The sequence below is a fragment of the Marinobacter vinifirmus genome, assembly GCF_002258215.1.
Classification (GTDB): Bacteria; Pseudomonadota; Gammaproteobacteria; order Pseudomonadales; family Oleiphilaceae; genus Marinobacter; species Marinobacter vinifirmus.
The window spans coordinates 52,847-76,824 of the sequence record NZ_NEFY01000005.1 but is presented as its reverse complement, the minus strand read 5'-3'; the positions used below and the strand labels follow the sequence as shown (position 1 = coordinate 76,824).

The following is a 23,978-nucleotide window of genomic DNA, read 5'->3' as shown; positions in this document are numbered from 1 at the left end:
AGTGGTTATGGGCAATCACCATGACAGTATCGCCCTCGACTGGGTTCGGGGCGAAATACAGGACACGCTGACTCAAGGCCAGCATGCACTGGAAGCGTACGTCGAGAATCGCGACGACACCGCACGCCTGCGCTTCTGCCTGAACTACCTCCACCAGGTACACGGTACCCTGCAAATGGTGGAACTCTACGGTGCAGCCCTGCTCACCGAAGAGATGGAGAAACTGACCCAGGCCATTCTGAACGAATCCGTCACCAGCGTTGACGATGCCGTTGAAGTACTGATGCAGGCCATCCTGCAGCTGCCGCAATACCTGGAACACCTGGACAGCAGCCAGGACGATTTCCCGATGGTGCTGCTGCCCCTGCTGAACGACCTCCGGGCTGCCCGGGGCGATTCCCTGCTGTCTGATACCTCACTGTTCAAGCCTGACCTGACCCCCTCACAGCTGCAGGTCAGCGCCGCTGTTTCAGAACGCCTGCAAGATCCCAAGGTTCTCGGCCACCTGCGCAAACTGCGCCAGATGTACCAGTTTGCCCTGGCCGGCGTAGTGCGCGAGGAAAGCCTCTCAGCCCACTTCAACTACATGCAGAAGGTGCTCCAGCGCCTGATCCGCCTGTGCCAGAAAACCCCGAGGGGTGAACTCTACAAAGCCGCCAGCGGCTTTATCGAAACACTCCAGGGCGGTGCCAACCCGGTCAACACTGCGGTCAAATCCCTGTTGCGGGAGCTGGACGCGGAAATCCGCAGGCTCACCGACGAACACAGCAGCATCCTGCAACAGCCGGTACCCGAAGCCCTGTTCAAGCACCTGCTGTACTACGTCGCCCGCGCCCGCGACCTGGACATGCCCCAGGTCAGCGCCCTGCGCCAGGCCTACCAGCTGGATGATGCCCTGCCCTCGGACAGCGATGTCGACGCCGCCCGCACCCGGGTTTCCGGCCCGGGCCGGGACGCCATCCATTCGGTGGTGAGTGCGTTGAACGAAGAACTGGCTCGCCTGAAAGACCAGCTGGACCTGTTTGTCCGGGCCGAGCTGCGCCAGAACGATGAACTGGAAGAACTGCTGCCGGGTATGCGCCAGGTAGCCAACACCCTGGCAGTGATCGGCCTGGGCATTCCGCGCAAAGTGGTTACTGACCAGATCGAACTGGTGGAAAAGCTCAGCACCCAGAGCGACACCGTCGACGACGGCACCCTGATGGATATCGCCGGCGCCCTGCTCTACGTCGAGGCCAGCCTGGCCGGACTGGACAGCGATCGCCACGAACCGGCAGCCACCGGCGACAGTGAATTCCACCTTGGCTCCCAGGAACTGGGCGAGGCTAACGAAGCGCTGATCCGGGAATCCCGCAACACCCTGGAACAGGTCAAATCCTCGATTGTGAACTTTATCGCTTCCCAGTGGGATACCCGGGAAGTAGAACACGTTCCTGAGTTGCTGCACAGCATCCGCGGCGGCCTGTCGCTGTTGCCGCTGGAGCGTGTAGCCGACATGCTGGCCTCCGCCGAACGCTACGTAACCGACGTTCTGCTCAACGGCAAACAGGTACCGGACTGGAAACAGCTCGACACCCTGGCCGATGCGGTAACCAGCATTGAATACTACCTGGAGCACCTGGCCGACGGCATCACCGAGAACGACGCTATCCTGCGCGTTGCCGAAGACAGCCTGGCCAGCCTCGGCTTCCCGGTCGGCCAGGAACCCACCTGGCAGCAAGCCGAAGAGGACCTCCAGCCGGACGAACTGCCGGTACTGGATACCGGGGCGGCCGTCGAAGAGCCCGCCCAGGAAGCCAAGACCTCCGACCAGGACCTGGTCGACGACGAAATCCTCGGTATCTTCGTCGAAGAAGCCGAGGAAGTGCTGCAGACCATCCACGAGCATTACCCCCGTCTACGCCAGAATTACGACGACCGCGATGCCCTGACCGAAGTACGCCGGGCCTTCCACACCCTCAAGGGCAGTGGCCGCATGGTGGGAGCCACCTCCATTGGCGAGCTGGCCTGGTCTGTGGAGAACCTGCTGAACCGGGTGATCGACCAGACCCTCAAGCTCAATGACGACACCTTCGCCCTGGTCGACGAGGTCAACGCACGCATTCCGTCCCTGATCCAGGAATTCCGCCGGGGTGACTACACCGGCGATGTTGATGGCCTGATCAGCCGGGCCGAAGCCCTGGCCACCACCCGCCGCACCGAAACCGGCACCGCAGAAACGGAAGCGACCGAAGCAACCGAAGCAACCGAGACCGTCACTGAGGCCCCGGCCGCGGTTCCGGAACCCGAAGCGGAACCGGAACTGGCCCAGCCGGAGAGCACTGGCGAAACAGAGGCGGACGCCGACGACCTGATCGACGACGAAATCCTCGAGATCTTTGTTGAGGAAGCCGGCGAAGTTCTGGACACCATTCGCGAATACCTGCCGATGCTGCTGCGCCAGCACGACGATCGCAGCGCCCTGACCGAAGTACGCCGCGCATTCCACACCCTCAAAGGCAGCGGCCGCATGGTTGGCGCCAGTGTGATCGGCGAACTGGCCTGGTCTGTGGAAAACATGCTGAACCGGGTCATTGATGGCAGCATCTTCATGACCGAAGACGTGGCCAGCCTGCTGCAGGATGTCACCGATGCCGTGCCCGGCCTGGTTTCCGACTTCGAGAACCGCCGCCCGGCAGCGTTGGATACCTCGGCCCTTGAAGCCCGCGCCAATGCCCTGGCCAACGGAGAGATCCCGGACGCCAGCACCATGCCGGCAGCCGACTCCGAATCACTGGCTGAACCTGACACCGTTGGCGTCCAGGAAACCGACAGCGACGCTGAAGCCACTGAAGCCGCTGACTACGACGACGATGAATACGCCGTTGACCCGATCCTGCTGGAAATTTTCGAGAACGAAACCGAAACCCACCTGCAGACCATCAACGACTACCTGGCAACCGCCGGCGACAAGGCCACCGTCAGCTACACCGACGATCTGTCCCGGGCACTGCACACCCTCAAGGGCAGCGCGAACACGGCTGGCATTACCCCCATCGCCGCCGTCATCACCCCGCTGGAACGCTTTGTTAAGGAATCCCGTGCCCAGAACAAGCGGGCAGACCGTGATGTACTGGAACTGATTGCCGATGCCAAGGAGTTCCTGACCCGCGGCCTGGCCCAGCTCCGGGATAACCCGCAGGCAGACCTCGAAGGTACCGAAGACTACCTGGCCCGCCTGGAGCAGGTGTACCAGCGTACCCTGCAGTCCTCTGACCCGGCCGATGAACTGCAACCGGACACCCGGGCACCGTCCCAGCTGGTACAGCTGTTCCTGAACGAGGGCCTGGACATTGTGCTGGATGCCGAGAGCATCCTGGATGAATGGTCCCGCCATCCGGACCAGCGCCAGTCTGTGGAGACCCTGCAGAAAGAGCTGGAACAACTGGCTGCCGGCGCGGCGGAAGCCGGCCTGGTGGATGTTACCGAGCTGGCCGCTGCACTGAACCAGGCCTACAGCACGGTATCCGAAAAGCAGCTGGAGCCGGACGATACCTTCTTCGGCACCCTGCGCACCGGCCATGAGCAACTGATCAACTTGATGGACCAGGTCGCCGCCGGCCTGGCCACCGAGAGCAATGACAACCTGATCGACGAACTCTACGCCCTCGCGAACCGGGCAGACGAGAGCGAGCTGGAGCAGGAATTCGAGCAACAGTTCTCCGGCGATCTCGACGAAATCGACCTGAGCCTGGAATTCGACGAACTCGGCCAGCCCGACGAGCAGCCGGAACCCGAGTCGCCTGGCGAAGGCTGGCTGAGCGAAGAACCTGCGTTCGAAACTGCAGCTGCCACCGACGAAGACAGCGAACTGGACGACGAACTCGCTGCCATTTTCCTGGAAGAAGCGCGGGACCTGGTCGACAGCACCGCAACCTCGCTGCAGACCTGGAGCGAAGACACCGGCAACCTGGATACCCTGCACCTGTTGCAGCGCGACCTTCACACCCTCAAGGGCGGCGCCCGCCTAGCCGGCATTGCGCCCGTCGGTGACCTGTCCCACGAACTGGAAACCCTGTTCGAAGGCCTGACCGAGCAGCGTTTTGCCGTCAGCGATTCGTTGTCTGACCTGCTGTTCCGGTGCCATGACCGGTTGGCCAACATGGTCGACACCCTGGAAGCCGGCAACCAGCCCGAAGCAGCCCCGGACCTGATTGCCGATATCCATGCCTGGATCGATGGCGCCCGGGATGGCGGCGCCAGTAGCGAACCGGCGACCGACTTTGACGACGACATTCTGGCCCAGGCCGAAGCCGCGTTCGATGCGGACAGCGAAGAGGAAGCCACAGACAGTGCCGATGGGGATGCCCTGGCCGGCCTGTCTGACCTTGACCCGGAACTGACCGGCATCTTCCTGGAAGAAGCCTACGACCTGATCAACTCCACCGGCAGTGCCCTGCACACCTGGAGCGAAGATCCGTCGAACCAGGCCGTGGCCGCAGAACTGCAGCGCGATGTGCACACCCTGAAGGGTGGCGCGCGAATGGCCGGTGTCGACGCCATTGGCGACCTGACCCACGTTCTGGAAGACCTGTTCGAAAAAGTGGCCGAGGGCCAGCTGGCCGCCAGCAACGACATGACCGACCTGCTGTTTGCCTGCCATGACCGCCTGGCACAAATGGTGGAACAGGTTGCCACCCAGAAGCCCTGCCCGCCGGCCAACGACCTGGTTCAGCAGGTAGAAGCGATTCTCCGCGGTGAAACACCAGCACCGGCCAGCGAAGGGCAGGAACCGGCACAAGACCTTACCGAAGACACAGCGGATGACACCGGCTGGATGCCAGACACCGGGCTTGAGGCTGACGAAGACCTCACCGAAGCCTTCGAAGCCATGGGCGGTGACGACCTGGCCGGCATCTTCCTGGATGAAGGTCTGGAAATCCACGAAGCCATTACCGAGTGCCTCGACCAGTGGCGCGAAGATCCGGACGAACTGACCGTTCTGACCCGCCTGCAGCAGGAGCTGCACACCCTCAAGGGTGGTGCCCGGTTGTCCGATATCGACCCGGTGGCCGACCTTGCCGAAGCCTGGTCTGACAGCCTCGAGCCCCTGCTCTCCGGCGGCAACAACCAACAGGCGTTGCTGGCGCTCAGCGATCAGGGTGCCGCCAGCCTCAAGGGCATGCTCGACAGCCTGGAAGACGGCCATAAACCGGCCGCCGCCAGCGATCTGATCGAAGCCTTCCGCAGTGTTCAGGCCGAACCGGCTGAACAGGGCGATCAAGCGACAGCCACGGCAGAACCGGCCGCTGACGAAGCCGATGCGGTTGACCCGGAAGTGCTGGAAATCTTCCTGGAAGAAGCCGGCGAGATCATGGACCAGCTCGAGCAGGTGCTCGATGACTGGCGCAAAGACCCGAACAACCACCAGTACAACCAGGAAGCCCAGCGGGCCCTGCATACCCTCAAAGGTGGCGCCCGCCTGTCCCAGCTGAGCATGCTGGGCGACAAAGCCCATGCCTTGGAGACCCGGTTGATCGACCTGGGCGGCAATGCCCCGGGCGACAGCCAGTGGCAGGAGATCACCCAGGACCACGACGCCGTCATCGAGCTGGTCTCCGACGTTCGCCGGCGCTTTGCCGACGGTAGCCCGGTGGTCCAGCCGGAGCAGCCCGCGGAAGACGCACCCGAACACGAGCAGCCCGAACCGCAGGCCGCCGAGCCGGAAACACCGGTGCCCGAAGCCCCGAAACCGCCAGCGCCCGCCAAGCCGGCCCAGGCTCCGGCCAAGGCCCGCAACAAAGCAGCGGAAGCCCAGCGTGCCGCCCAGGAAACCATCCGGGTATCGGCACCGTTGCTGGACGAGCTGGTTAACCTGGCCGGTGAAACCAGTATTACCCGCGGCCGCCTGGAACAGCAGACCAGCGACTTCGGCCACACCCTTGAGGAAATGGCCGCTACCATCGAGCGTCTGCGCGAACAGTTGCGACGGATGGATATCGAAACCGAAGCCCAGATCCTGTTCCGTGCCGAACAGGAACACGGCCCGGATTACGGCGACGACTTCGACCCGCTTGAAATGGACCGCTACTCCTCGATCCAGCAGCTGTCACGGGCACTGAGCGAATCGTCTTCCGACCTTGCAGACCTGCGTGAAACCCTGTCTGACCGGGTACGGGATACCGAAACCCTGCTGGTGCAACAGTCCCGGATCAACACGGAACTCCAGGAAGGTCTGATGAAGACCCGGATGATTCCGTTTGCCTCCATGGTGCCGAGACTGCGCCGGATTGTGCGCCAGATCAGCAACGAACTGGGCAAGAAGGTCAACTTCGACGTGCGCAACGCCGAAGGTGAAATGGACCGCAACATCCTTGAGCGCATGATTGCGCCGCTGGAACACATGCTGCGGAACGCCCTCGACCACGGCATTGAAAGCCCCGAAGACCGGGCCCGTGCCGGCAAGCCGGAAACCGGTGAAGTCGTGCTCTCGCTGACCCGTGAAGGTGGCGACGTGGTGCTGCGCATGATCGACGACGGCAAAGGCATTCCCGCCGAAGTGATCCGTGACAAGGCCATTCGCCAGGGCCTGCTGCGGGCAGACGAAGACCTTACCGAACGGGAAGTCCTGCAGTTCATCCTGCAGCCCGGCTTCTCTACTGCCCAGCAGGTGACCCAGATTTCCGGCCGGGGCGTGGGTATGGACGTGGTATCCAGCGAGATCAAGCAGCTCGGCGGCAGCCTGGATATCGATTCGGCCCTGGGGCGTGGCACTACCTTCACGGTGCGCCTGCCATTCACGGTATCGGTTAACCGGGCCCTGATGGTCGCCACCGGCGAAGACTTCTACGCCATCCCGCTCAACACCATTGAAGGTATCGTGCGGGTCAGCACCTACGAGCTGGAAGAGTACTACAAGCCGGATGCACCGCTGTACGAATACGCCGGCCAGGAATATCGCCTGCAGTACCTGGGCAGCCTGCTGAACAGTGACCACCAGCCCAAGCTGCAAGGCCAGGCCCTGCCGCTGCCGGTGATCCTGGTACGGGGTGCCGAGCAGCCACTGGCCCTGCAGGTTGACCACCTGATGGGCAGCCGGGAAATCGTGGTTAAGTCTCTCGGCCCGCAGTTCAGCTCGGTTCGTGGCGTTTCCGGTGCCACCATTCTGGGTGACGGTAACGTGGTGGTGATTCTTGACCTGCCGGCCATGCTCCGTTCCGACATCCTGTCTGAGCGCCAGCGCCTGGCTAACCTGGACAAGGCCCGCGAAGCCGGCCGCTACGAAGACCAGACCACCACGGTTATGGTGGTGGACGACTCGGTTACCGTACGGAAGGTTACCTCCCGACTGCTGGAGCGCAACGGCATGGAGGTTATCCTCGCGAAGGACGGCCTGGATGCGGTGGCCCAGCTGCAGGACCATCGTCCGGACATTATCCTGCTGGATATCGAAATGCCCCGGATGGACGGTTTCGAAGTGGCCAGCTTTGTGCGCCACGACGAGAACCTGAAAGAGACGCCCATCTGTATGATCACCTCCCGGACCGGCGAGAAACACCGGGAACGGGCACTGGCCATCGGCGTCAACGAATATCTGGGCAAGCCGTTCCAGGAAGCCGAGCTGCTTGAAACCATCAAACGACTGACCGGGAACGGGTAATGACCGGCCATGACGGCCGGCCCGGCATCGGCATTGTGTCCGATGTGGTGTTGCAGCGGCACCGGTTGCAGGTGGCTGCCGGCAAGTTCGGACTTGAGGTCAGCTTTTCCGGCGGCCCCGACCGCCTGATGGATTATCCGGGGTTTCCCGATGCCGCCCTGTGGCTGGTAACCCTGGAAGACGAAGCCGACCACCCGGCGCTGTTCGAACACCTGCTGGAGCACACCGATGCCCCGGTTCTGTTCGGGATGGACCAGGCTCCAAAGCCCGGCACCAAGGACTATGTGCGCTGGGAAAGGCGTTTGCTCAACAAGCTGGAAAAGCAGCTGGGGCACCTGGAGAAACTGGACTCCGCCAACGACATCGAAGAGCTGGAAGTCCACGCCCGGCCATCACCCGAGGCACCACAACTGCCCCAGTGGATAACCCCGGCGGCTCCGGGTTCGGTAGCCGAGGAGATCTGGGTTCTGGGCGCTTCGCTGGGCGGTCCCGCTGCGGTGAAAACCTTTCTGGACCACCTGCCGGCCGGCCTGCCGGTCGGCTTTGTCTACGCCCAGCATATAGATGACAACTTTACCGGCGTGCTGACCCGGGTACTGGGCCGCCACGCCCACTACCAGCTGAAGCGGGCAGAGGAAGGCTACAAGGTTCGCAACGGCGATGTGGTACTGATGCCGGTAGAACAGGAGTGGTCGTTCGCCGACGACGGCAGCCTGACCGCCACCGGCAAGCCCTGGCCCGGCCCCTATGGCCCGTCTATCGACCAGGTGCTGCTGAACGTGGCTGACCACTTCCGCGAGCACTGCCACGCGATTCTGTTCTCCGGGATGGGCAACGACGGCGCCATCGCCGCACCGCTGCTGAAGAAACGGGGCAGCCGGATCTGGGTCCAGGACAGTGCCAGCTGTGGCAACAGTTCGATGCCCGAGTCTGTCGCTGCCACCGGCTGCGCCAGCTTCTGCGGCACACCGGACCAGCTCGCCGGCGAACTGATCAAAACCATTGAAAACCATTGCCTGCTCAAGGGCCGGCAAAAACGGGATTCTGCCTGAGGACACACAATGAACGAGAACAGCCAAACGCTTCCCTGCGTCATGATCCCTGTCTACGACCGTCACTTGCTGCTGCCCAACGTGTCCATCGCCGAGGTGGTGGATTTCAACAGCACAGACGCCGGCGCCAACACCCCGGACTGGCTGGTGGGTTTTCTGGACTGGCGCGGACTGACCTTGCCGGTCATATCCTACGATGCCGCCAATGGCGGATCGCTCACGGTTCCGGGCGATAACCGGGGCCGTATCATTGTGCTCAACACCATTGGCCCGGACCACAACAAGGCGCCGTTCATGGCCCTGGTGACCCAGGGCATTCCGAGCCAGGCCCGCCTGGATGAAAGCCAGCTGCGCAAGCTGGACGGAGAGCCCGGCCCCGCCGACCTGATGCTGGTAGACGTAGAAGGCGAAGCGGCCTGGATTCCCAACCTGGAATACCTGGAATCCCTGGCGGTGCAGGCCCGGAACTGATTCCATCCCGGGCCATGGCAGCCGATCCTGCAAATGTTATAATGTTGCAAACTTTGCAGGACACGGACCATGCCCGAACGCGCGCTCCCCTACCGCCCCCACAACCATGATGCCTGCGTCAGCCATGCCCTGGCCGACGCCCGCACCATTTGCCGGCAACAGAATGCCCGCCTGACGGCCATCCGTGAGCGGGTGCTGGAACTGATCTGGCAGTCCCACAAACCGCTGGGCGCCTACGATATCCTGGCCCGGCTGGGCGAAGAGGGCCACAACGCCGCGCCACCGACCGTGTACCGGGCCCTGGATTTCCTGCAGCAGTACGGACTGGTACACAGGATTGCCTCCCTGAACGCCTTTATCGGCTGCCCCCATGCCGGCGAACACCATCGTGGCACCTTCCTGATCTGCCGCCAGTGCGGCAATGTGCTGGAACTGGATGCGCCGACGGTCAGCGAATCGATTGAAGCCGCAGCCCGGGCCGAAGGTTTCCGGCCCGACGACATCACCCTGGAAATTTCTGGTCTGTGCCCCCGTTGCCAGGGAGCAGAAGCCCATGACTGAGGCGCTGGCAAACCTGGAGGGCGTTACCGTTCAGTTTGATGACCGGCTGGTGGTCAACCGGGTCAGCCTGACCGTACACCGGGGCGACATCATCACCATCATCGGCCCCAACGGAGCCGGCAAAACCACCCTGATCAAAACCGTACTCGGCCTGCAGCGTGCCACCAGCGGCAAGGTATCACGGGCCCCGGGGCTGGTAACCGGCTATGTGCCCCAGCACCTGACCCTGGAAGCCACCCTGCCCCTGAGCGTGCGCCGTTTCATGCTGCTCAGCGGCAAGCCGCTGGCAGATTGCGAGGCGGCGCTGGCCCGGACCGGGGTAAGCCATTTGCTGGAGGCCTCGGTGCATCACCTGTCTGGCGGCGAAAAACAGCGCTTACTGCTGGCCCGCGCGCTGGTGCGCAAACCGGACCTGCTGGTGCTGGACGAACCCGCCCAGGGCGTGGACATCAACGGCCAGGCCGCACTGTACGAACTGATCCGGGAGCTGCGGGACGAACTGCACTGCGGCGTCATCATGATCTCCCACGATTTGCACCTGGTGATGGCTGCCACCGACAAGGTGATCTGCCTGAACCAGCACGTCTGCTGCAGCGGCTATCCGGCGGATATTTCCCACGACCCGGCCTTTATCGAAACCTTCGGCCACCAGGTAGCGGAATCGCTGGCGGTGTATCACCACCACCATAACCACCAACATAACCTGCACGGCGACGTTGTTGCCGGCACCGGCCATCAGGGAGCCTGTAACCATGAGCATCATTGATGCGGTGCTGGGCGATTTCTTCTGGCGAGCCCTGATCGGCGGCCTGGGGGTGGCACTGGTGGCCGGGCCGCTGGGCTGTTTTGTGGTCTGGCGCCGGCTGGCCTATTTCGGCGACACCCTGGCCCACTCCGCCCTGCTGGGCATTGCCCTGAGCTTTCTGATCAGCGTACCGCTCAACCTGGCGGTGATCATCACCTGTGTAGTGATCGCCCTGGCGCTGGTGCTGTTGTCCCGTACCCGGGCCCTGTCGACCGACACCCTGCTGGGCATCCTGGCGCACTCGGCCCTGGCCATCGGCCTGGTTACCCTCAGCTTTATGCCGGAAGTACGGGTAGACCTCACCGGCCTGCTGTTTGGTGACCTGCTGGCCATGAGCCGCCAGGACCTGCTGTGGATCTATGGCGGCGCGGCGGTGGTACTGACCCTGCTGGCCGTGCTCTGGCGCGGTTTGCTGATGAGTACCATCCACGAAGAACTGGCGCGGGTGGAAGGTGTTCCGGTGGAGCGCCTGCGGCTGGCACTGATGCTGATGTTCTCGCTGGTGATTGCAGTCGCCATGAAGATTGTCGGGGTGCTGCTGATTACCGCCCTGCTGGTGATCCCGGCGGCAACCGCCCGGCGGCTGGCGAAAAACCCCGAGCATATGATGGCGCTGGCCGTGGTGTTCGGCTTCATTGCAGTTGCCGGCGGGTTAAGTATGTCCTGGTACCTGGACTCCCCCGCCGGCCCGTCGGTGGTGGTGACCGCCTTCCTGAGCTTCCTGCTGGTTTACGGAGCGGCCCGCAAGAGCAGCCACTGAGCCACCCGCCGGTCAAAGCGGCTGGAGCCGGTCCATCAGGCGACCGGTTTCCAGCAGTTCAAGGAACTCGTCACCCAGCCGGTCGCTCTCGGCGATGGCCTTGCGCCAGTCCCGTTCACGATCTTCGTCATCGCCCAGGTATTTCTCGAAATCCTTGCGGTCCGGCAGTTTGCGGTTCGGCAGGCTGTCCAGATACTCCCGGGACGGTGACACCAGTAGCACATCCTGCAGCCGGGTCGCGTCACCCCGGCGCCAGGGCAGGGTCTTGTCGAACCAGCCGGGCACCACCTTGTCGGTGAAGTGCGGGTAAAGAATCACCCCGGGCTGCTCGTAGGGCAGGTCCAGGTGGTAATCCAGCAATCCACCATCCCGATACACCCCCTCCGGCGCACCCGGAATGTTGCGGACACCGGACATCACCAGCGGAATGGATGCAGAGGCCAGCAACGCCGGCAGCAGGTTTTCCCGGGTCAGCGGTACTTCATGGCTGGGAAAATCCACCAGTTTCGACACCGGTGCCCGTACCCGGCCATCGTGCAGAATGCCCCGTTCCATATAACGGCCCAGATGCCGGCGGCTTACCATATTGGCACTGATGGCACTCATCAGCCCCAGGCCTAGCCGGCCCCGGGTGTCGTGCTCCAGAAAGCCTCGGCTGCGCACCACCACCACATTCAGGCGGTACCAGGGATGGTTGAGCAGGTAATCCTCACGGCCACCCAGCAACTCCTCCAGGAACAGGATGCTCTTGCGGGTCACTTCCGCCGCACTGACGCCCTTGGCAAAGCGCTGGCTGGTGTATAGCTCCGCCAGCTTTGCCAGCTGGGCCCGGGGGTCGTCGGAGGAGGCCACCGCCGCAAAGCGCCAGCTACCGATCGACGAGCCGATCAGCGCCCGTTCCTGTTCCACACGGGGCAGCCAGTCGCCAAAGATCGCTTTATCCAGGCCGCTGAGGCCCAGGGCTTTCGGGCCACCGGCAGCACCGGGAATAACGTGTACGTCTTCCGGCCCCAGCGGCTTTTGCTGCAACCGGTTCAGTGCCCGCCGTCCAACGCGAATGGTCAACGCCGGCTGTTTGATATGTATTGCCGTCATTCTGTTGTTCCTCTGGAAGTGCGGGGAGTTTAACGAACCCGGGCTGCAGCAGCCAAGAAAACCGGCTTTTTCCTTGGCACGCCGGATCTGCGTGCTAGACTCGATCGAAAACCTTCCAAGGAAGCAGGACTGCAGCAGGAGCAAGCGGTGAATCAATCTGCCCCGCCGGGGACGGCAAACACCAACCCTACCCTGGCGGTACTGGGTTTTCGACGGCAGCTGGTGTACCACCTGCATTTCTGGGCCTTTATTGCCGTTGCCCCGCTGGTGATGGTGCAGTGGCAGCACGGCAATTTGTTGCTGTCGGCCCTGCTGGTATTCTTCTGCGCCAATGCCGCACTGGTCCTGCTGTTTTTGCGGTTTCGCAACACCTACTTTCTGAAAGGCCGGCTGTTCCCCCTGCTGGCTGTCGTCTGCGCGGCCTACTCCACGGCCATCAACGGCCACGCCGGCCTGTACTGGGCCTATCCGGCGGCCATCGCCCTGTTCTTCCTGCTCCCCATCAAGGAAGCTATCGTCTGCAACGTCATTTTCGTCGCGGTTATGGCGGTGGTGTCGTTCCTGCAGTTCCCCGAGGCGGACTTCTGGCGCATTACCTTTTCGCTCGGGCTCAGCTGTCTGTTTGCCATGATCTTTGCCTGGCTGGTGGGGCGTCTGCAGCAGGAACTGACCCGGCTGGCGACCACCGATCCACTCACCGGCTGCCTGAACCGCTCGCAACTGGCCGATGTGCTGAACAGCCAGATCCAGATGCGGGAGCGCTATGAGCGGGTGTCCAGCCTGGTGCTGATCGACCTGGACTATTTCAAGAACATCAACGACCAGTGGGGCCACCTGGCCGGCGACCGGGTACTGAAGGAAATGGCCGGCAGGGTGCGCAAACGGCTGCGACAGAACGACCAGCTGTTCCGCATCGGCGGCGAAGAATTCATGGTGGTGCTGCCGGAAACCCGACAGAAAGACGGCCATACCCTGGCCCAGCAATTACTGACCAGTATCAGCGCCCGGCCATTTCTGGACGACATCCGGGTAACCGCCAGCGCCAGCATTGCCGAAGTCGAACGGGGTGAAACCTGGTCTGTGTGGCTCAACCGCGCCGACCAGGCGCTGTATGAAGCCAAGGCCCGGGGCCGCAACCAGGTGGTGCTGGCGCCAGCCAGCCGGCAGCCCCCGATGCCGCCGGAGCCATGGCAGCGGTCACCGGCACCGTTGCAACCGGTCAGCTCAGGCCCGGCTGCTTCCGGAACGCCCGATACGCCGTAAACACATCCCAGGGCTGCTCGAAGTGGGGGTAATGGCCCACATTTCTCAGGGTGACCACATCTGCATCGGTAATCAGTTCCCGGTAACGCCGAACCATACCGGCACCGGACACCGGATCCGCCGTGCCCGAGATCAGCCGCATCGGCTGGCGGGCATTCTGCAGTGCCCCCACCCAGCGGTTACGGTGGCACCGCCGCTCCTCCATAAAGTGAATCAGCTCATGCAGGATGCCGCGACCGTTGTTGTAGGTCAGCAGGTGCCAGAATTCGTCCATCTCCTGCTGGCCCGGAGGGTTGCGGGAGCCGAACAGCCGGCAGAAGTTGCGCTCGAACATGCTGCGGGTCAGGCCCCGGCTGATCAGTCCGCCTAAAGGGCTGCCCAATACGCGCTGGATTAACAGGGGGTTGTGCACTTCCGGGAAGATGCCGCCGTTCAGCAGGCACAGGCTGTCGACGGTAAAACCAAGGCCGCCTTCCTGGTCCCGGGCCAACAGTTCCTGGGCCACGGTGGAACCGTAATCATGGGCCAGCAGGTGAATGCCAGGCAGGCCAAGGCCTTCTATCCAGCCCTGAACCAGGTCTGCCTGGTCTTCAATGCTGTAGCGGTAGTTGCGGGGCTTGTCGGAAAACCCGAAACCCAGCATATCCACGGTCAGCAGGTTGTAGTGCCGGGCCAGCATAGGCCACACCCGGCTCCAGTCCCAGCTGGCGGTCGGAAAACCGTGCAGCAACACCAGCGGCTCACCCTGGCCGGCCATGCGGCTGAATATAGCGTGGCCGCCGTAGCTGAACCATTTGCCGGCCTGCTGCCAGCCATCCAGGGTCGATATGTCCTGTTTACCGGCGGCGGAAACGCCAGCCCCGGTCGTAAGCTGTTCCATGGCAGATCCCTGACACATTCCAAGCCTGTCACTTTAGATGAAAGCGCCAGCAACGGCCATAGCCCGGCCGGCAGCGCACTGGTCTGTTCCGGCCGGGGTATCGTAAAGCATGGAGATACGACCCGAATTCCCTTAAGCTTTGGCCCTTGTTAGGCACAGACTACCGGAAACCATTATGACTCTACCCCTCGATGACCTGGCCGGTCATTATTACTCCATCCTTGACGGCCTGGGCGAGAACCCCGAACGCGAAGGACTGAAAGACACCCCCATGCGCGCCGCCAAGGCCATGCAGTTCCTGACCCGGGGCTACCAGCAGGACCTTCAGGACCTGGTGAACAACGCCGTGTTCGAATCTGCCATGGACGAAATGGTGGTGGTGCAGGACATCGAACTGTACAGCATGTGTGAGCACCACATGCTGCCCTTCATCGGCAAGTGCCACATCGCCTACCTGCCCCAGGGCAAGGTGCTGGGCCTGTCCAAGTTCGCCCGCATTGTGGATATGTACGCCCGCCGGCTACAGATCCAGGAAAACCTGACCCGCCAGATTGCCGAAGCCGTGGAAAGCGTCACCGGCGCCAAGGGCGTGGCGGTGGTGATCGAAGCCCAGCACATGTGCATGATGATGCGCGGTGTCGAGAAGCAGAACTCCCGTATGAAGACCTCAATGATGCTGGGGCAGTTCCGCAAATCCCAGGCAACCCGTACCGAGTTTCTGAACCTGATCAGCAGTAACCACTGACAGCACGTACGACAGGAGAACCCATGGCAAACGTAACCGGCGACCACCTGGCCCGTGTCCGCATCAAAAACCTGCTGCTGCGCGCCTACATCGGCATCAAGGATGAAGAGATCAACAACCAGCAGGATGTGGTGATTAACGTTTGCCTGACCTACGATGCCTCCGAGGCCATCGAACAGAACGAGATCTCCGCCGCACTCAATTACCGCACCATCACCAAGCAGATCATCGGCCACGTGGATGGCAACCGGTTTGCCCTGCTGGAGCGGCTGACCCACGAAGTGTTGGCTATTGTGATGGAACACAAGGCGGTAAACTGGGCCAGTGTCGAGATCGACAAGCCCCATGCGCTACGCTATGCGGAGTCGGTTTCTGTTTGCCTTGAAGCCCGTCGTGAAACCCACAAGGAACTCTGAATGTCCCGTAACAGCCCTGAACAGATTCGCGAAATTCTCGAGACCGTCCGCACCATTGCCCTGGTGGGCGCCAGCGAGAAAACCAACCGCCCCTCCCATGAGGTGATGGAAAACCTGCAAGGCCACGGTTACCGGGTGATTCCGGTAAACCCGAGACTGGCCGGCCAGGAAATTCTCGGCGAGACCGTGTATGCCGACCTGGCCTCCTTGCCCGAGCCAGTCGACATGGCAGACCTGTTCCTGGCTCCGGAGCGCACCGATGCGGTGATCGACCAGGCCATCGAACAGAAAATCCCGGTGCTCTGGCTGCAGATTGGCGTGATCAACGAAGACGGTGCTGCCCGGGCGGAAGCCGCAGGGCTTAAAGTGGTCATGGACCGCTGCCCGAAGCAGGAAATTCCGAAACTGGGCATTGCCACACCCGCATCCGGCCGCTGATTCCCGCTCGAACCAAGAGGCCTGTCACAGTTTGGGCGAACAACTGTTACCCGTTTGCCCAGCCTGTCATAACCTAGCCTGCAGCGATTGTATCCGCACCCCCTTCGGGGGGTGATCCGTGGTCCCATAATAATCATAAGATTGGCCGAGCCATGTGGTTGAGAAGTATGCCGGGCAATGACACAGCCTTGAAACCGATCGTGCGTGCTCTGATGAGCCCGGCGTTCCCTGTGCTAATTCTGATGGTATTCCTGGCCGTCGGCTTCTGGCTGCGCAGCGGGCTGATCGAGGAAGACAGCCGTCACGTCCGGATTATCTTCGCCAGCCTGTTCCTGCTCGGGCTGCTCACCAGCCTGACCACGGTGCTGGTCCAGGCCATCCTCCGGCGCAACCAGGCCCTGCTGAAAACCCGTAAAGAGCTGGAGCGGGAGATCGACCAGCGCAAAGCCGTGCAGAAAGACCTGGAACGGCTGGAATCCACCGACACCCTCACCGGCCTGGCCAACCGCCGCTTCTTTATGGAAGACCTGGCCCATACCCTCGGCATTGCCGACCGGCAGATGCGCCAGGCAGCGCTGATCCTGCTCGACCTTGACCGCTTCCAGATGCTCAACGATACCCTCGGCCACCAGTTTGGCGACGAACTGCTGATTAGCGTGTCGGAACGGCTGAACCGCCTCAGCGACGAGTTGGTACTGGTGGCTTATTCCGGCGGTGACGAGTTCATGGTGTGCCAGCAACAGGTCGACGATATCGATGATGTCATTCATCTGCTGGGGCAAATCAGCCAGTGCTTCCAGGAGCCGTTCGAGGTTCAGGGCGAGCGCCACTGCATTACCGCCACCATGGGCGTGGCCTTGTATCCCCAGAGCGGCCTGGATGCCGACACCCTGCTGCGCAACGCCGACATTGCCCTGTACCGGGCCAAGGAGCAGGGCCGCAACACCTATCAGTTCTATATGGAAGGCATGCAGGACCGGGAGGTGATGCGGCTGGAACTGGACAAGGATCTGAGCCAGGCCCTGGCCAATGACGAATTCGTTCTGTACTACCAGCCCCAGCTCGACCTGGACTCCAACGAGGTGACCAGCGTCGAGGCACTGATTCGCTGGCAGCACCCGCGCCGGGGCTTGCTGGCACCCTGTGAGTTCATTCCCCTGGCGGAGGAAAGCGGCCGCATTACCGAGATCGGCCGCTGGGTGGTCCTGGCCGCCTGCCGCCAGCTGGCGCGCTGGAAAGGCACGCCCTGCGAAAACCTCCGGATTGCCGTCAACCTGTCGGGCCGGGAGCTGGACGATGAGTCCCTGGTGGCCCATATCCGGGACACCCTGCTGGCCGAGCAGGTGGACCCGGCCATGCTGGAGGTGGAGCTGACCGAGGAGATTTTCATCCAGAATATCGAGCACAACCTCAATCAGCTACGCCAGTTGCACCAGCTGGGTGTGCACCTGGCCATTGATGATTTCGGGGTGGGCTATTCGTCGCTGGGCTACCTGCGGGATTTCCCGGTGGATATGCTGAAGATTGACCGGTCGTTTATCACCGAGGTGACCAGCCGCCACGATGATGCGGTGATTACCCGGGCGGTGATCAACCTGGCCCACAACCTGGGCATCCGGGTGGTGGCCGAGGGTGTGGAGACCCGGGACCAGCTGAATTTCCTGCGCCGGCACCACTGCAACTTGGCCCAGGGTTTCCTGATCAATCATCCGGTGCCGCCGGAGGAGCTGGAGAGTTCCATCATGGTGGAAGCACCATTCGCCCGTGAGCCGGCCATTTCCCGATTGTAATTGCCTGCCGCTGGCTGCAAACTTCCGGTAAATTCTTTTCGGGTGGTTGTTATGTCTGCCAGGTATCTGACTCCGGAGCAGGATGCGAAGCTTCGCCGCTGGGAGCGGTGGAATCGCAATTATTTTGTCTTCGCGTTTGTGGCGTTGATTGTGGTGTTGGTGTTCAGCAGTCAGCTGGGGATTTCTTCCGGCGATGACTGGGGTTCACTGGGGGTGTTGCTGGCGTTGCTGGTGGCGCCGATTGTTGTGCTTCAGCTTCGGCTTCGGTGTCCGGCCTGTGGCGAGAAGATCGGTTGGCAGGCGAAGCTGATGGCGCCTGATCAGTGCAAGTCTTGTGGTGTGTTTCTTCGCTCTAAAAATTCCTCTTCCTGATTTCCTTTTCTGAAACCTTTGACCTGTGAGTTGGTCACAGGTTTTAGTCTATCCTTCAACGTAGTGAGTTTGCCGCGCTGGCACGGGGGTAGCCCCGCACCAGCACTCCGCTGACTTGATTCGTGGATTCAAAACCCTGCTTCCTGAACGCTGGACGTTGCTTATGAAAGTCAAAGAAATCGCCACCGCCGCCGGGGTTAACCCGGATACCGTCCGGTTCTACACCCGGGAAGGTCTGCTGCGTCCGGTGCGGAATCCGGATAACAACTATCAGCTTTATGATGCCGAGGATCTGCGGCGGTTGCGGTTTGCCCGGAAGGCGCGGCAGCTGGGTTTTTCGTTGCCGGAGATCCGGCAGATTCTGGAGCAGGCGGATGACCATCATTCTCCCTGCCCGATGGTGCGGGATGTGTTTACGCAGCGGCTGGCGGAGGTTGAGCGGGAGATTGCGGAGTTGCAGTTGTTGCGCAAGCGGATGGTGTCGGCGTTGTCGGCCTGGCAGGAGATGCCGGATGGGACGCCGGATGGGCATACGATTTGTCGGTTGATCGAGCATTGGGATGATCCTTCTGCCGGGTCTTGCTGTGGGAGTAGTGAGTGATGGGTGAAGCACCGGTTCTGAGAACAGCACTGTCGATTTCCGGGGCGTCTTGTCAGGGGTGTGCGAAGAAGATTCGCAATGCCCTGGAGCCGCTGGCCGGTAGTACCGAGCTGGTTGAGGTGAATCTCGAGGCACAGACGGTGGCCCTGCCTGAGGGCGTGGATGTGGCCGAGGCGGCGCGGATTGTGACGGAGACGGGGTATCCGGCAGAGGCCATTGCCGAGCCGGGGGCGGAGTCCGGCAGCTGTTGTGCGTCGAAGAAAACCACGTCCTGCTGTAGCAGCAAGGCGCAGGAAGAAACCCACAAGCCGGATGAGCCGGCAGCAGAGGCTGCGAGCGCAACTGAGGTGCCGGCCGATGGCGATGCGGTGGTGTTGGCGGTGACCGGGGCGACCTGTGCGTCTTGTGTGAATTCTATCGAGAAAGCCCTGATGTCGGTGCCCGGGGTAACCCATGCCCATATGAACCTGGCGGATAACACCGCCACCGCCAGCGGAGATGCCGACCCGCAGGCGCTGGTTAATGCGGTGGAGAGCGCCGGTTACGGCGCGCGGGTGATTGAAGACCCGGATGCGGCAGACGATCGCAAGCAGGAAGAGGACAAGAAGCAGTACAAGGTGCTGCTGGTGAAGATGGCCATCAGTCTGGGGCTGGGCCTTGGGCTGATGATCTGGGGCATGGGCTTCGGGTCGATGATGGTGACCGAGGCCAATCAGCTTACCTGGATCAATCTGGGTATTCTCACCCTGGGGGTGATGGTTGCCACTGGCGGGCATTTCTATACCGGGGCCTGGAAGGCGTTCAAACACCATAACGCCAATATGGACACGCTGATTGCCCTGGGTACCGGTACCGCCTGGCTGTATTCGATGGTGGTGGCCAGTGTGCCGGAGGCGCTGCCGGAGATGGCGCGGCATGTGTATTTTGAGGCCTCGGCGATGATTATCGGCCTGATCAACCTGGGCCAGGCGCTGGAGCTGCGGGCCAAGGGCAAGACCTCGGAGGCGGTGCGCCGGCTGCTGGATTTGCAGGCAAAGACGGCCCGGGTGATCCGCGATGGCCAGGAGCAGGACATTCCGGTGGAAGACGTGCAGAAAGGCGATCGCATCCGGGTACGCCCGGGCGAGAAGCTACCGGTAGACGGGGTGATTGCCGAGGGCTCCACCCGTATCGATGAAAGCATGCTGACCGGTGAGCCCATGCCGGTGAGCAAGGGCGAAGGCGATGAGGTCTCCGCCGGTACCCTGAACACCCACGGCTCCATTATCTATGAAGCCACCCGGGTAGGCAGCGAGACCGCGCTGGCGCAGATCATCAAGCTGGTGAAGAAGGCCCAGGGCTCCAAGCCTGCCATCGGGCGGCTGGCGGACAAGATTTCTTCCGTGTTCGTGCCCTCGGTGATGCTGATTGCCGTAGTGTCGGCGCTGGTCTGGTACAACGTCGGGCCGGAGCCGGCGGTAGTGCACATGATGGTGGCCGCCACCACAGTACTGATCATTGCCTGCCCCTGTGCGTTAGGCCTGGCCACGCCCATGTCGGTGATGGTCGGTGTCGGCAAGGCAGCAGAGTACGGTGCCCTGATTCGCCAGGGCGATGCCCTGCAGACCGCCGGCAAGATTGACCTGGTGATTCTGGACAAGACCGGCACCATCACCGAAGGCCATCCGGCGGTCACCCGGGTGCATGCCGTCGATGGCGATGAAAACCGGTTGCTGGCGCTGGCCGCCGGGCTGGAGCAGCATTCCGAGCACCCTTTAGCGGAGGCGATTCTGGCGCGTGCCAAAGAAGATGAGGTCTCCGTGGAAGCCGTCAACGGCTTTGAAGCGTTGAACGGTAAAGGTGTTCAAGGTGAATTTAACGGCGAAACAGTGCGTCTGGGTAACCGGCGCTGGCTGGAAGCCGAAGGGCTGTCTGTAGACGCCCTGAATGAAGCCGCCCAAGCCATTACCCGGGAAGCCGGCACACCGCTGTTCCTCGCATCAGGGCAACAAGTGCTGGGTGTTATCGGCGTGGCCGATGCCATCAAACCGGATTCCGAAGCCGCTATCCGGCGACTACACGACGCCGGCATCAAGGTGATGATGGTCACCGGTGATGTCGACGCCACCGCCAAAGCCATTGCGGCCAAGGCTGGCATCGATGACTACCGGGCCGAGGTGCTGCCCGAGGACAAGGCCGAGGTGGTGAGCGAAATGCGGGGCAAAGGCTACACCGTGGCCATGGTCGGCGATGGCATCAACGATGCCCCGGCACTGGCGGCGGCCGATGTCGGCTTTGCCATCGGCACCGGTACCGATGTGGCCATTGAAAGCGCATCGATCACCCTGATGCGCGGCTCCCTGCACGGGGTACCGGACGCTATCGAGATCTCCCGGGCGACGGTGAAGAACATTCACCAGAACCTGTTCGGCGCCTTCATCTATAACTCCTTGGGTATTCCGGTGGCTGCGGGCCTGCTCTACCCTGTCTGGGGCATCCTGATGAGTCCGATCCTGGCCGGCGCCGCCATGTCACTGTCGTCGGTCACCGTGGTGACCAACGCCAACCGGCTGCGGTTGTTCAAGACCAGCCACAAACCGGCACACTCGTCTGAAAAAAGGGAGCAGAACTGATGGCAGCGTTTCTGGTCAATGCCACAGGAGTCGCCCTGATGGCCGCCATTGTCTGGTGGTTCTGGCTGCCCGGCTCTGGCAGAAAATCTGGCAATAACGAAGAACACCAACACTGAGGTAACCGCCATGAAAAAACACACCCTGGCCCTTGGCCTGATTGCTGCAATGGGTTTTTCCACAACCGCCCTGGCTGGCGGTGCCGCCCAGAGCATCCATGTATACAAATCGCCCACCTGTGGCTGCTGCGGCGACTGGATCGACCATCTGGAAGAGAACGGCTTCGAGGTAACCGCCACCAACAGTAACGACATGGGCAAGATCAAGGCCGAAGCCGGGCTGATTCCGGGCCTGGGCAGTTGCCACACCGCCTTTGTGGACGGCTATGTGATTGAAGGCCATGTACCGGCAGACGATATCAAGCGCCTGCTTGCCGAGGCACCCAAAGCTACCGGCCTGAGCGTGCCCGGCATGCCGGCAGGCTCTCCGGGTATGGAAATGGGCGACCGGAAAGATCACTACAAGGTGATTCTGTTCAATGAACAGGGCCAGACCCGGATCTTTAATCAACACAACTGATGGTTCGCCCTTCGGGGCTGTGTCGGGCGCAGGTTGCACACCTGCGCCCGAAATCTGCCTATTTTTTCTACACGACAGCCCCGCACTGTTCTATGATGGAACATGGATTCAGAACAATACTGGCAAGGAAACATTTTGAGCCTCAAAACCCGCATTCTCGGGCTGGCTGCGCTGTTGATCGTCGCGGCAGGTACCGCTTCCTGGCTGGCCTACCGGGCGTTATCGGAAGACATTATTGAGCGCTGGGGCCAGCAGGTGGCCGAGATCCAGGTGCGCTACGACAGCGCCCGGCTGCTGCAGTCCCTGGAACGGGAAATCGGGCTGGCCCGGCAGATGGCCAGTTCCTCGGCCCTGATTCAGTGGGCCCGGTCACCGGAAGACCCGAAACTGAAAGCCCAGGCCATCCGTCAGATGGAGAGCTTCCGCAGCAACTTCCGCGATAACAGCTACTTTGTGGCGCTGCGTGGTAACGGCCATTACTACTACAACAACGCTGACAACGACTACGCCGGCAACCAGTATCGTTATACCCTGAATCCGGACAAGCCCGATGACACCTGGTTTTTCCAGCTGATCGAGGAAGGCCGGGATTTTCACCTGAACGTCAATCCCGACACCGAGCTGGGCGTTACCAAGCTATGGATCGACGCACTCATGCGTGACGAAGACAACAACATCGTCGGCATGGTCGGCACCGGCCTGAACCTGGACGACTTTCTGCAAGACATAGTCGATATCGGCCAGGAAGGCATCACCACCCTGTTCGTGGACTACAACGGTGCCATCCAGCTCTACCGGGATCGCAACTACATCGACTTTGCCACCATCATCAAACCGGAAGGCCAGAAGAACACCGTAGACCTGCTGTTCGAAGACCCCCAGGACAAACAGCAAATTCTCGGCATGCTGCAGCTTCTAAAACAGCGCAATGGCGAATACGGCGCGGTAGAAAGCGGATTCGTTACGGTGGACGGTCGCAAACACCTCGCCGGCGTAGCCTTTTTGCCCGCCATCGGCTGGTTCGAGATTACCCTGCTCGACCTGGATGCGCTGATTCCCCGAAGCTATCTCTGGCCGCTGATATCGGTGTTCCTGGTCAGCCTTCTGGTGACACTGGTGCTGTTCCACCTGATCATCCAGTCCCGTATCCTGCGGCCGGTGGTCAGCCTTGAGGAAGCCGTGCACCGGTTAGGGGACGGCCGCTTTGACCTGCCCTACCTGCCCAAGCCAGACAACGAGATTGGCCGCCTGGTAGACCATTTCGAGAAGATGTCCCATTCCCTGCGGGATACCACCCGCGATCTTGAGCAGAAGGTGGCGCAACGCACCGAGGAACTGCAGCGCCTGGCCCGGGTTGATGCCCTGACCGGCCTGAAAAACCGCCGGGGGCTCGACGAAGCCATGAATGAGGAGATTCAACGCGCTGAGAGGGAGCAAAAAGGCTTCGGCTTGCTATGGCTGGACATTGATCACTTCAAGGCCATCAACGACAGCCAGGGCCACCAGGCCGGTGACCAGATCCTGTGTCGGGTTGCACTCTGGCTGAAAGCGGCTGTTCGGCCTTATGACCACCCCGGGCGCTGGGGCGGTGACGAGTTCGTGGTACTGCTGTCACCGTGCGATGCCACCACACTGGAGCAGATTGCCTGCCGTATTCGCGCCGGTGTCGAGCGGGAAAGCAAGCGTAGCGGAACACCGGTTACCATCAGCGTGGGCGGCTATTACTGCCAGCCTGGTGAAGATTTCGATACCCTGCTGCGCACTGCCGACCGGGCCCTGTACGAAGCCAAGAAAAAAGGCCGGAACCGGGTCTGCATCCTCTCGCCGACGGGCGAAGCCTTTCATCCGGCCTGACAGATCTGACTCCCTCTGGCAGAACCGTTATACTCCGCTGCATCACAC

17 protein-coding genes and 1 pseudogene are annotated in these 23,978 nt (G+C 61.8%); 16 read left to right on the top strand and 2 right to left on the bottom strand.

Features of this window, described 5'->3' with window-relative positions; translation table 11 throughout:
• Positions 1–7 precede the first annotated feature (7 nt).
• The 6 genes from B9Q17_RS08180 (at position 8) to B9Q17_RS08155 (ending at position 11,288) form a co-directional block, all read left to right on the top strand.
• Positions 8–7,639: a hybrid sensor histidine kinase/response regulator gene (locus tag B9Q17_RS08180; protein WP_094624836.1), complete on the top strand. Its 7,632-nt coding sequence runs from the start codon at positions 8–10 to the stop codon at positions 7,637–7,639.
• Positions 7,639–8,691, top strand: a complete 1,053-nt coding sequence (locus B9Q17_RS08175) for a chemotaxis protein CheB (RefSeq protein WP_022990357.1) — start codon at positions 7,639–7,641, stop codon at positions 8,689–8,691. The genes B9Q17_RS08180 and B9Q17_RS08175 overlap by 1 nt, the downstream gene beginning before the upstream one ends.
• Positions 8,692–8,700: 9 nt before the next feature.
• Positions 8,701–9,162: a chemotaxis protein CheW gene (locus tag B9Q17_RS08170; protein WP_094624835.1), complete on the top strand. Its 462-nt coding sequence runs from the start codon at positions 8,701–8,703 to the stop codon at positions 9,160–9,162.
• Positions 9,163–9,231: 69 nt separating this feature from the next.
• The gene (locus tag B9Q17_RS08165; RefSeq protein WP_094624834.1) at positions 9,232–9,723 is read left to right on the top strand and encodes a Fur family transcriptional regulator; all 492 of its coding nucleotides are present in this window, start codon (positions 9,232–9,234) and stop codon (positions 9,721–9,723) included.
• A complete protein-coding gene (znuC, locus tag B9Q17_RS08160) occupies positions 9,716–10,489 on the top strand; it encodes a zinc ABC transporter ATP-binding protein ZnuC (RefSeq protein WP_094624833.1) in 774 nt (257 codons plus the stop codon). Before B9Q17_RS08165 ends, znuC begins: the two co-directional genes overlap by 8 nt.
• Positions 10,476–11,288: an iron chelate uptake ABC transporter family permease subunit gene (locus tag B9Q17_RS08155; RefSeq protein ID WP_094624832.1), complete on the top strand. Its 813-nt coding sequence runs from the start codon at positions 10,476–10,478 to the stop codon at positions 11,286–11,288. The genes znuC and B9Q17_RS08155 overlap by 14 nt, the downstream gene beginning before the upstream one ends.
• A gap of 12 nt (positions 11,289–11,300) precedes the next feature.
• On the opposite strand, the gene B9Q17_RS08150 is transcribed toward B9Q17_RS08155, so the two are convergent.
• Entirely contained in the window at positions 11,301–12,383 is a 1,083-nt protein-coding gene (locus B9Q17_RS08150; RefSeq protein ID WP_094624831.1) for a patatin-like phospholipase family protein, read from the bottom strand.
• 147 nt (positions 12,384–12,530) lie between these two features.
• Between B9Q17_RS08150 and B9Q17_RS08145 the strand changes: the two genes are divergently transcribed.
• Positions 12,531–13,646 (top strand): GGDEF domain-containing protein, encoded by a 1,116-nt coding sequence (locus tag B9Q17_RS08145; protein ID WP_094624830.1) that lies wholly within the window; start codon positions 12,531–12,533, stop codon positions 13,644–13,646.
• Here the strand turns inward: B9Q17_RS08145 and B9Q17_RS08140 are convergent.
• Complete coding sequence (locus tag B9Q17_RS08140; protein ID WP_058342100.1) at positions 13,603–14,526, bottom strand: alpha/beta fold hydrolase; 924 nt, start codon at positions 14,524–14,526, stop codon at positions 13,603–13,605. The genes B9Q17_RS08145 and B9Q17_RS08140 overlap by 44 nt on opposite strands.
• A gap of 175 nt (positions 14,527–14,701) precedes the next feature.
• Between B9Q17_RS08140 and folE the strand changes: the two genes are divergently transcribed.
• The 9 genes and pseudogenes from folE to B9Q17_RS08095 all read left to right on the top strand — a co-directional run bounded on the left by folE (position 14,702) and on the right by B9Q17_RS08095 (position 23,930).
• The gene (gene folE / locus B9Q17_RS08135; RefSeq protein ID WP_022990349.1) at positions 14,702–15,271 is read left to right on the top strand and encodes a GTP cyclohydrolase I FolE; all 570 of its coding nucleotides are present in this window, start codon (positions 14,702–14,704) and stop codon (positions 15,269–15,271) included.
• A gap of 23 nt (positions 15,272–15,294) precedes the next feature.
• Complete coding sequence (gene folX, locus B9Q17_RS08130; protein WP_022990348.1) at positions 15,295–15,687, top strand: dihydroneopterin triphosphate 2'-epimerase; 393 nt, start codon at positions 15,295–15,297, stop codon at positions 15,685–15,687.
• The gene (locus tag B9Q17_RS08125; RefSeq protein ID WP_094624829.1) at positions 15,688–16,125 is read left to right on the top strand and encodes a CoA-binding protein; all 438 of its coding nucleotides are present in this window, start codon (positions 15,688–15,690) and stop codon (positions 16,123–16,125) included.
• 323 nt (positions 16,126–16,448) lie between these two features.
• Positions 16,449–17,915 (top strand): annotated as a pseudogene (locus tag B9Q17_RS08120) (putative bifunctional diguanylate cyclase/phosphodiesterase); the annotation flags it as partial.
• 51 nt (positions 17,916–17,966) lie between these two features.
• The gene (locus tag B9Q17_RS08115; RefSeq protein ID WP_094624988.1) at positions 17,967–18,287 is read left to right on the top strand and encodes a hypothetical protein; all 321 of its coding nucleotides are present in this window, start codon (positions 17,967–17,969) and stop codon (positions 18,285–18,287) included.
• Positions 18,288–18,450: 163 nt separating this feature from the next.
• The gene (locus tag B9Q17_RS08110; protein ID WP_022990344.1) at positions 18,451–18,888 is read left to right on the top strand and encodes a MerR family transcriptional regulator; all 438 of its coding nucleotides are present in this window, start codon (positions 18,451–18,453) and stop codon (positions 18,886–18,888) included.
• Positions 18,888–21,500, top strand: coding sequence for a heavy metal translocating P-type ATPase (locus tag B9Q17_RS08105; protein ID WP_094624828.1), 2,613 nt, complete (start codon positions 18,888–18,890; stop codon positions 21,498–21,500). The genes B9Q17_RS08110 and B9Q17_RS08105 overlap by 1 nt, the downstream gene beginning before the upstream one ends.
• A gap of 126 nt (positions 21,501–21,626) precedes the next feature.
• Positions 21,627–22,076 (top strand): DUF411 domain-containing protein, encoded by a 450-nt coding sequence (locus B9Q17_RS08100; RefSeq protein WP_036220175.1) that lies wholly within the window; start codon positions 21,627–21,629, stop codon positions 22,074–22,076.
• Between the two features lie 135 nt (positions 22,077–22,211).
• A complete protein-coding gene (locus B9Q17_RS08095; protein WP_094624827.1) occupies positions 22,212–23,930 on the top strand; it encodes a sensor domain-containing diguanylate cyclase in 1,719 nt (572 codons plus the stop codon).
• The last annotated feature ends 48 nt before the right edge of the window (positions 23,931–23,978 follow it).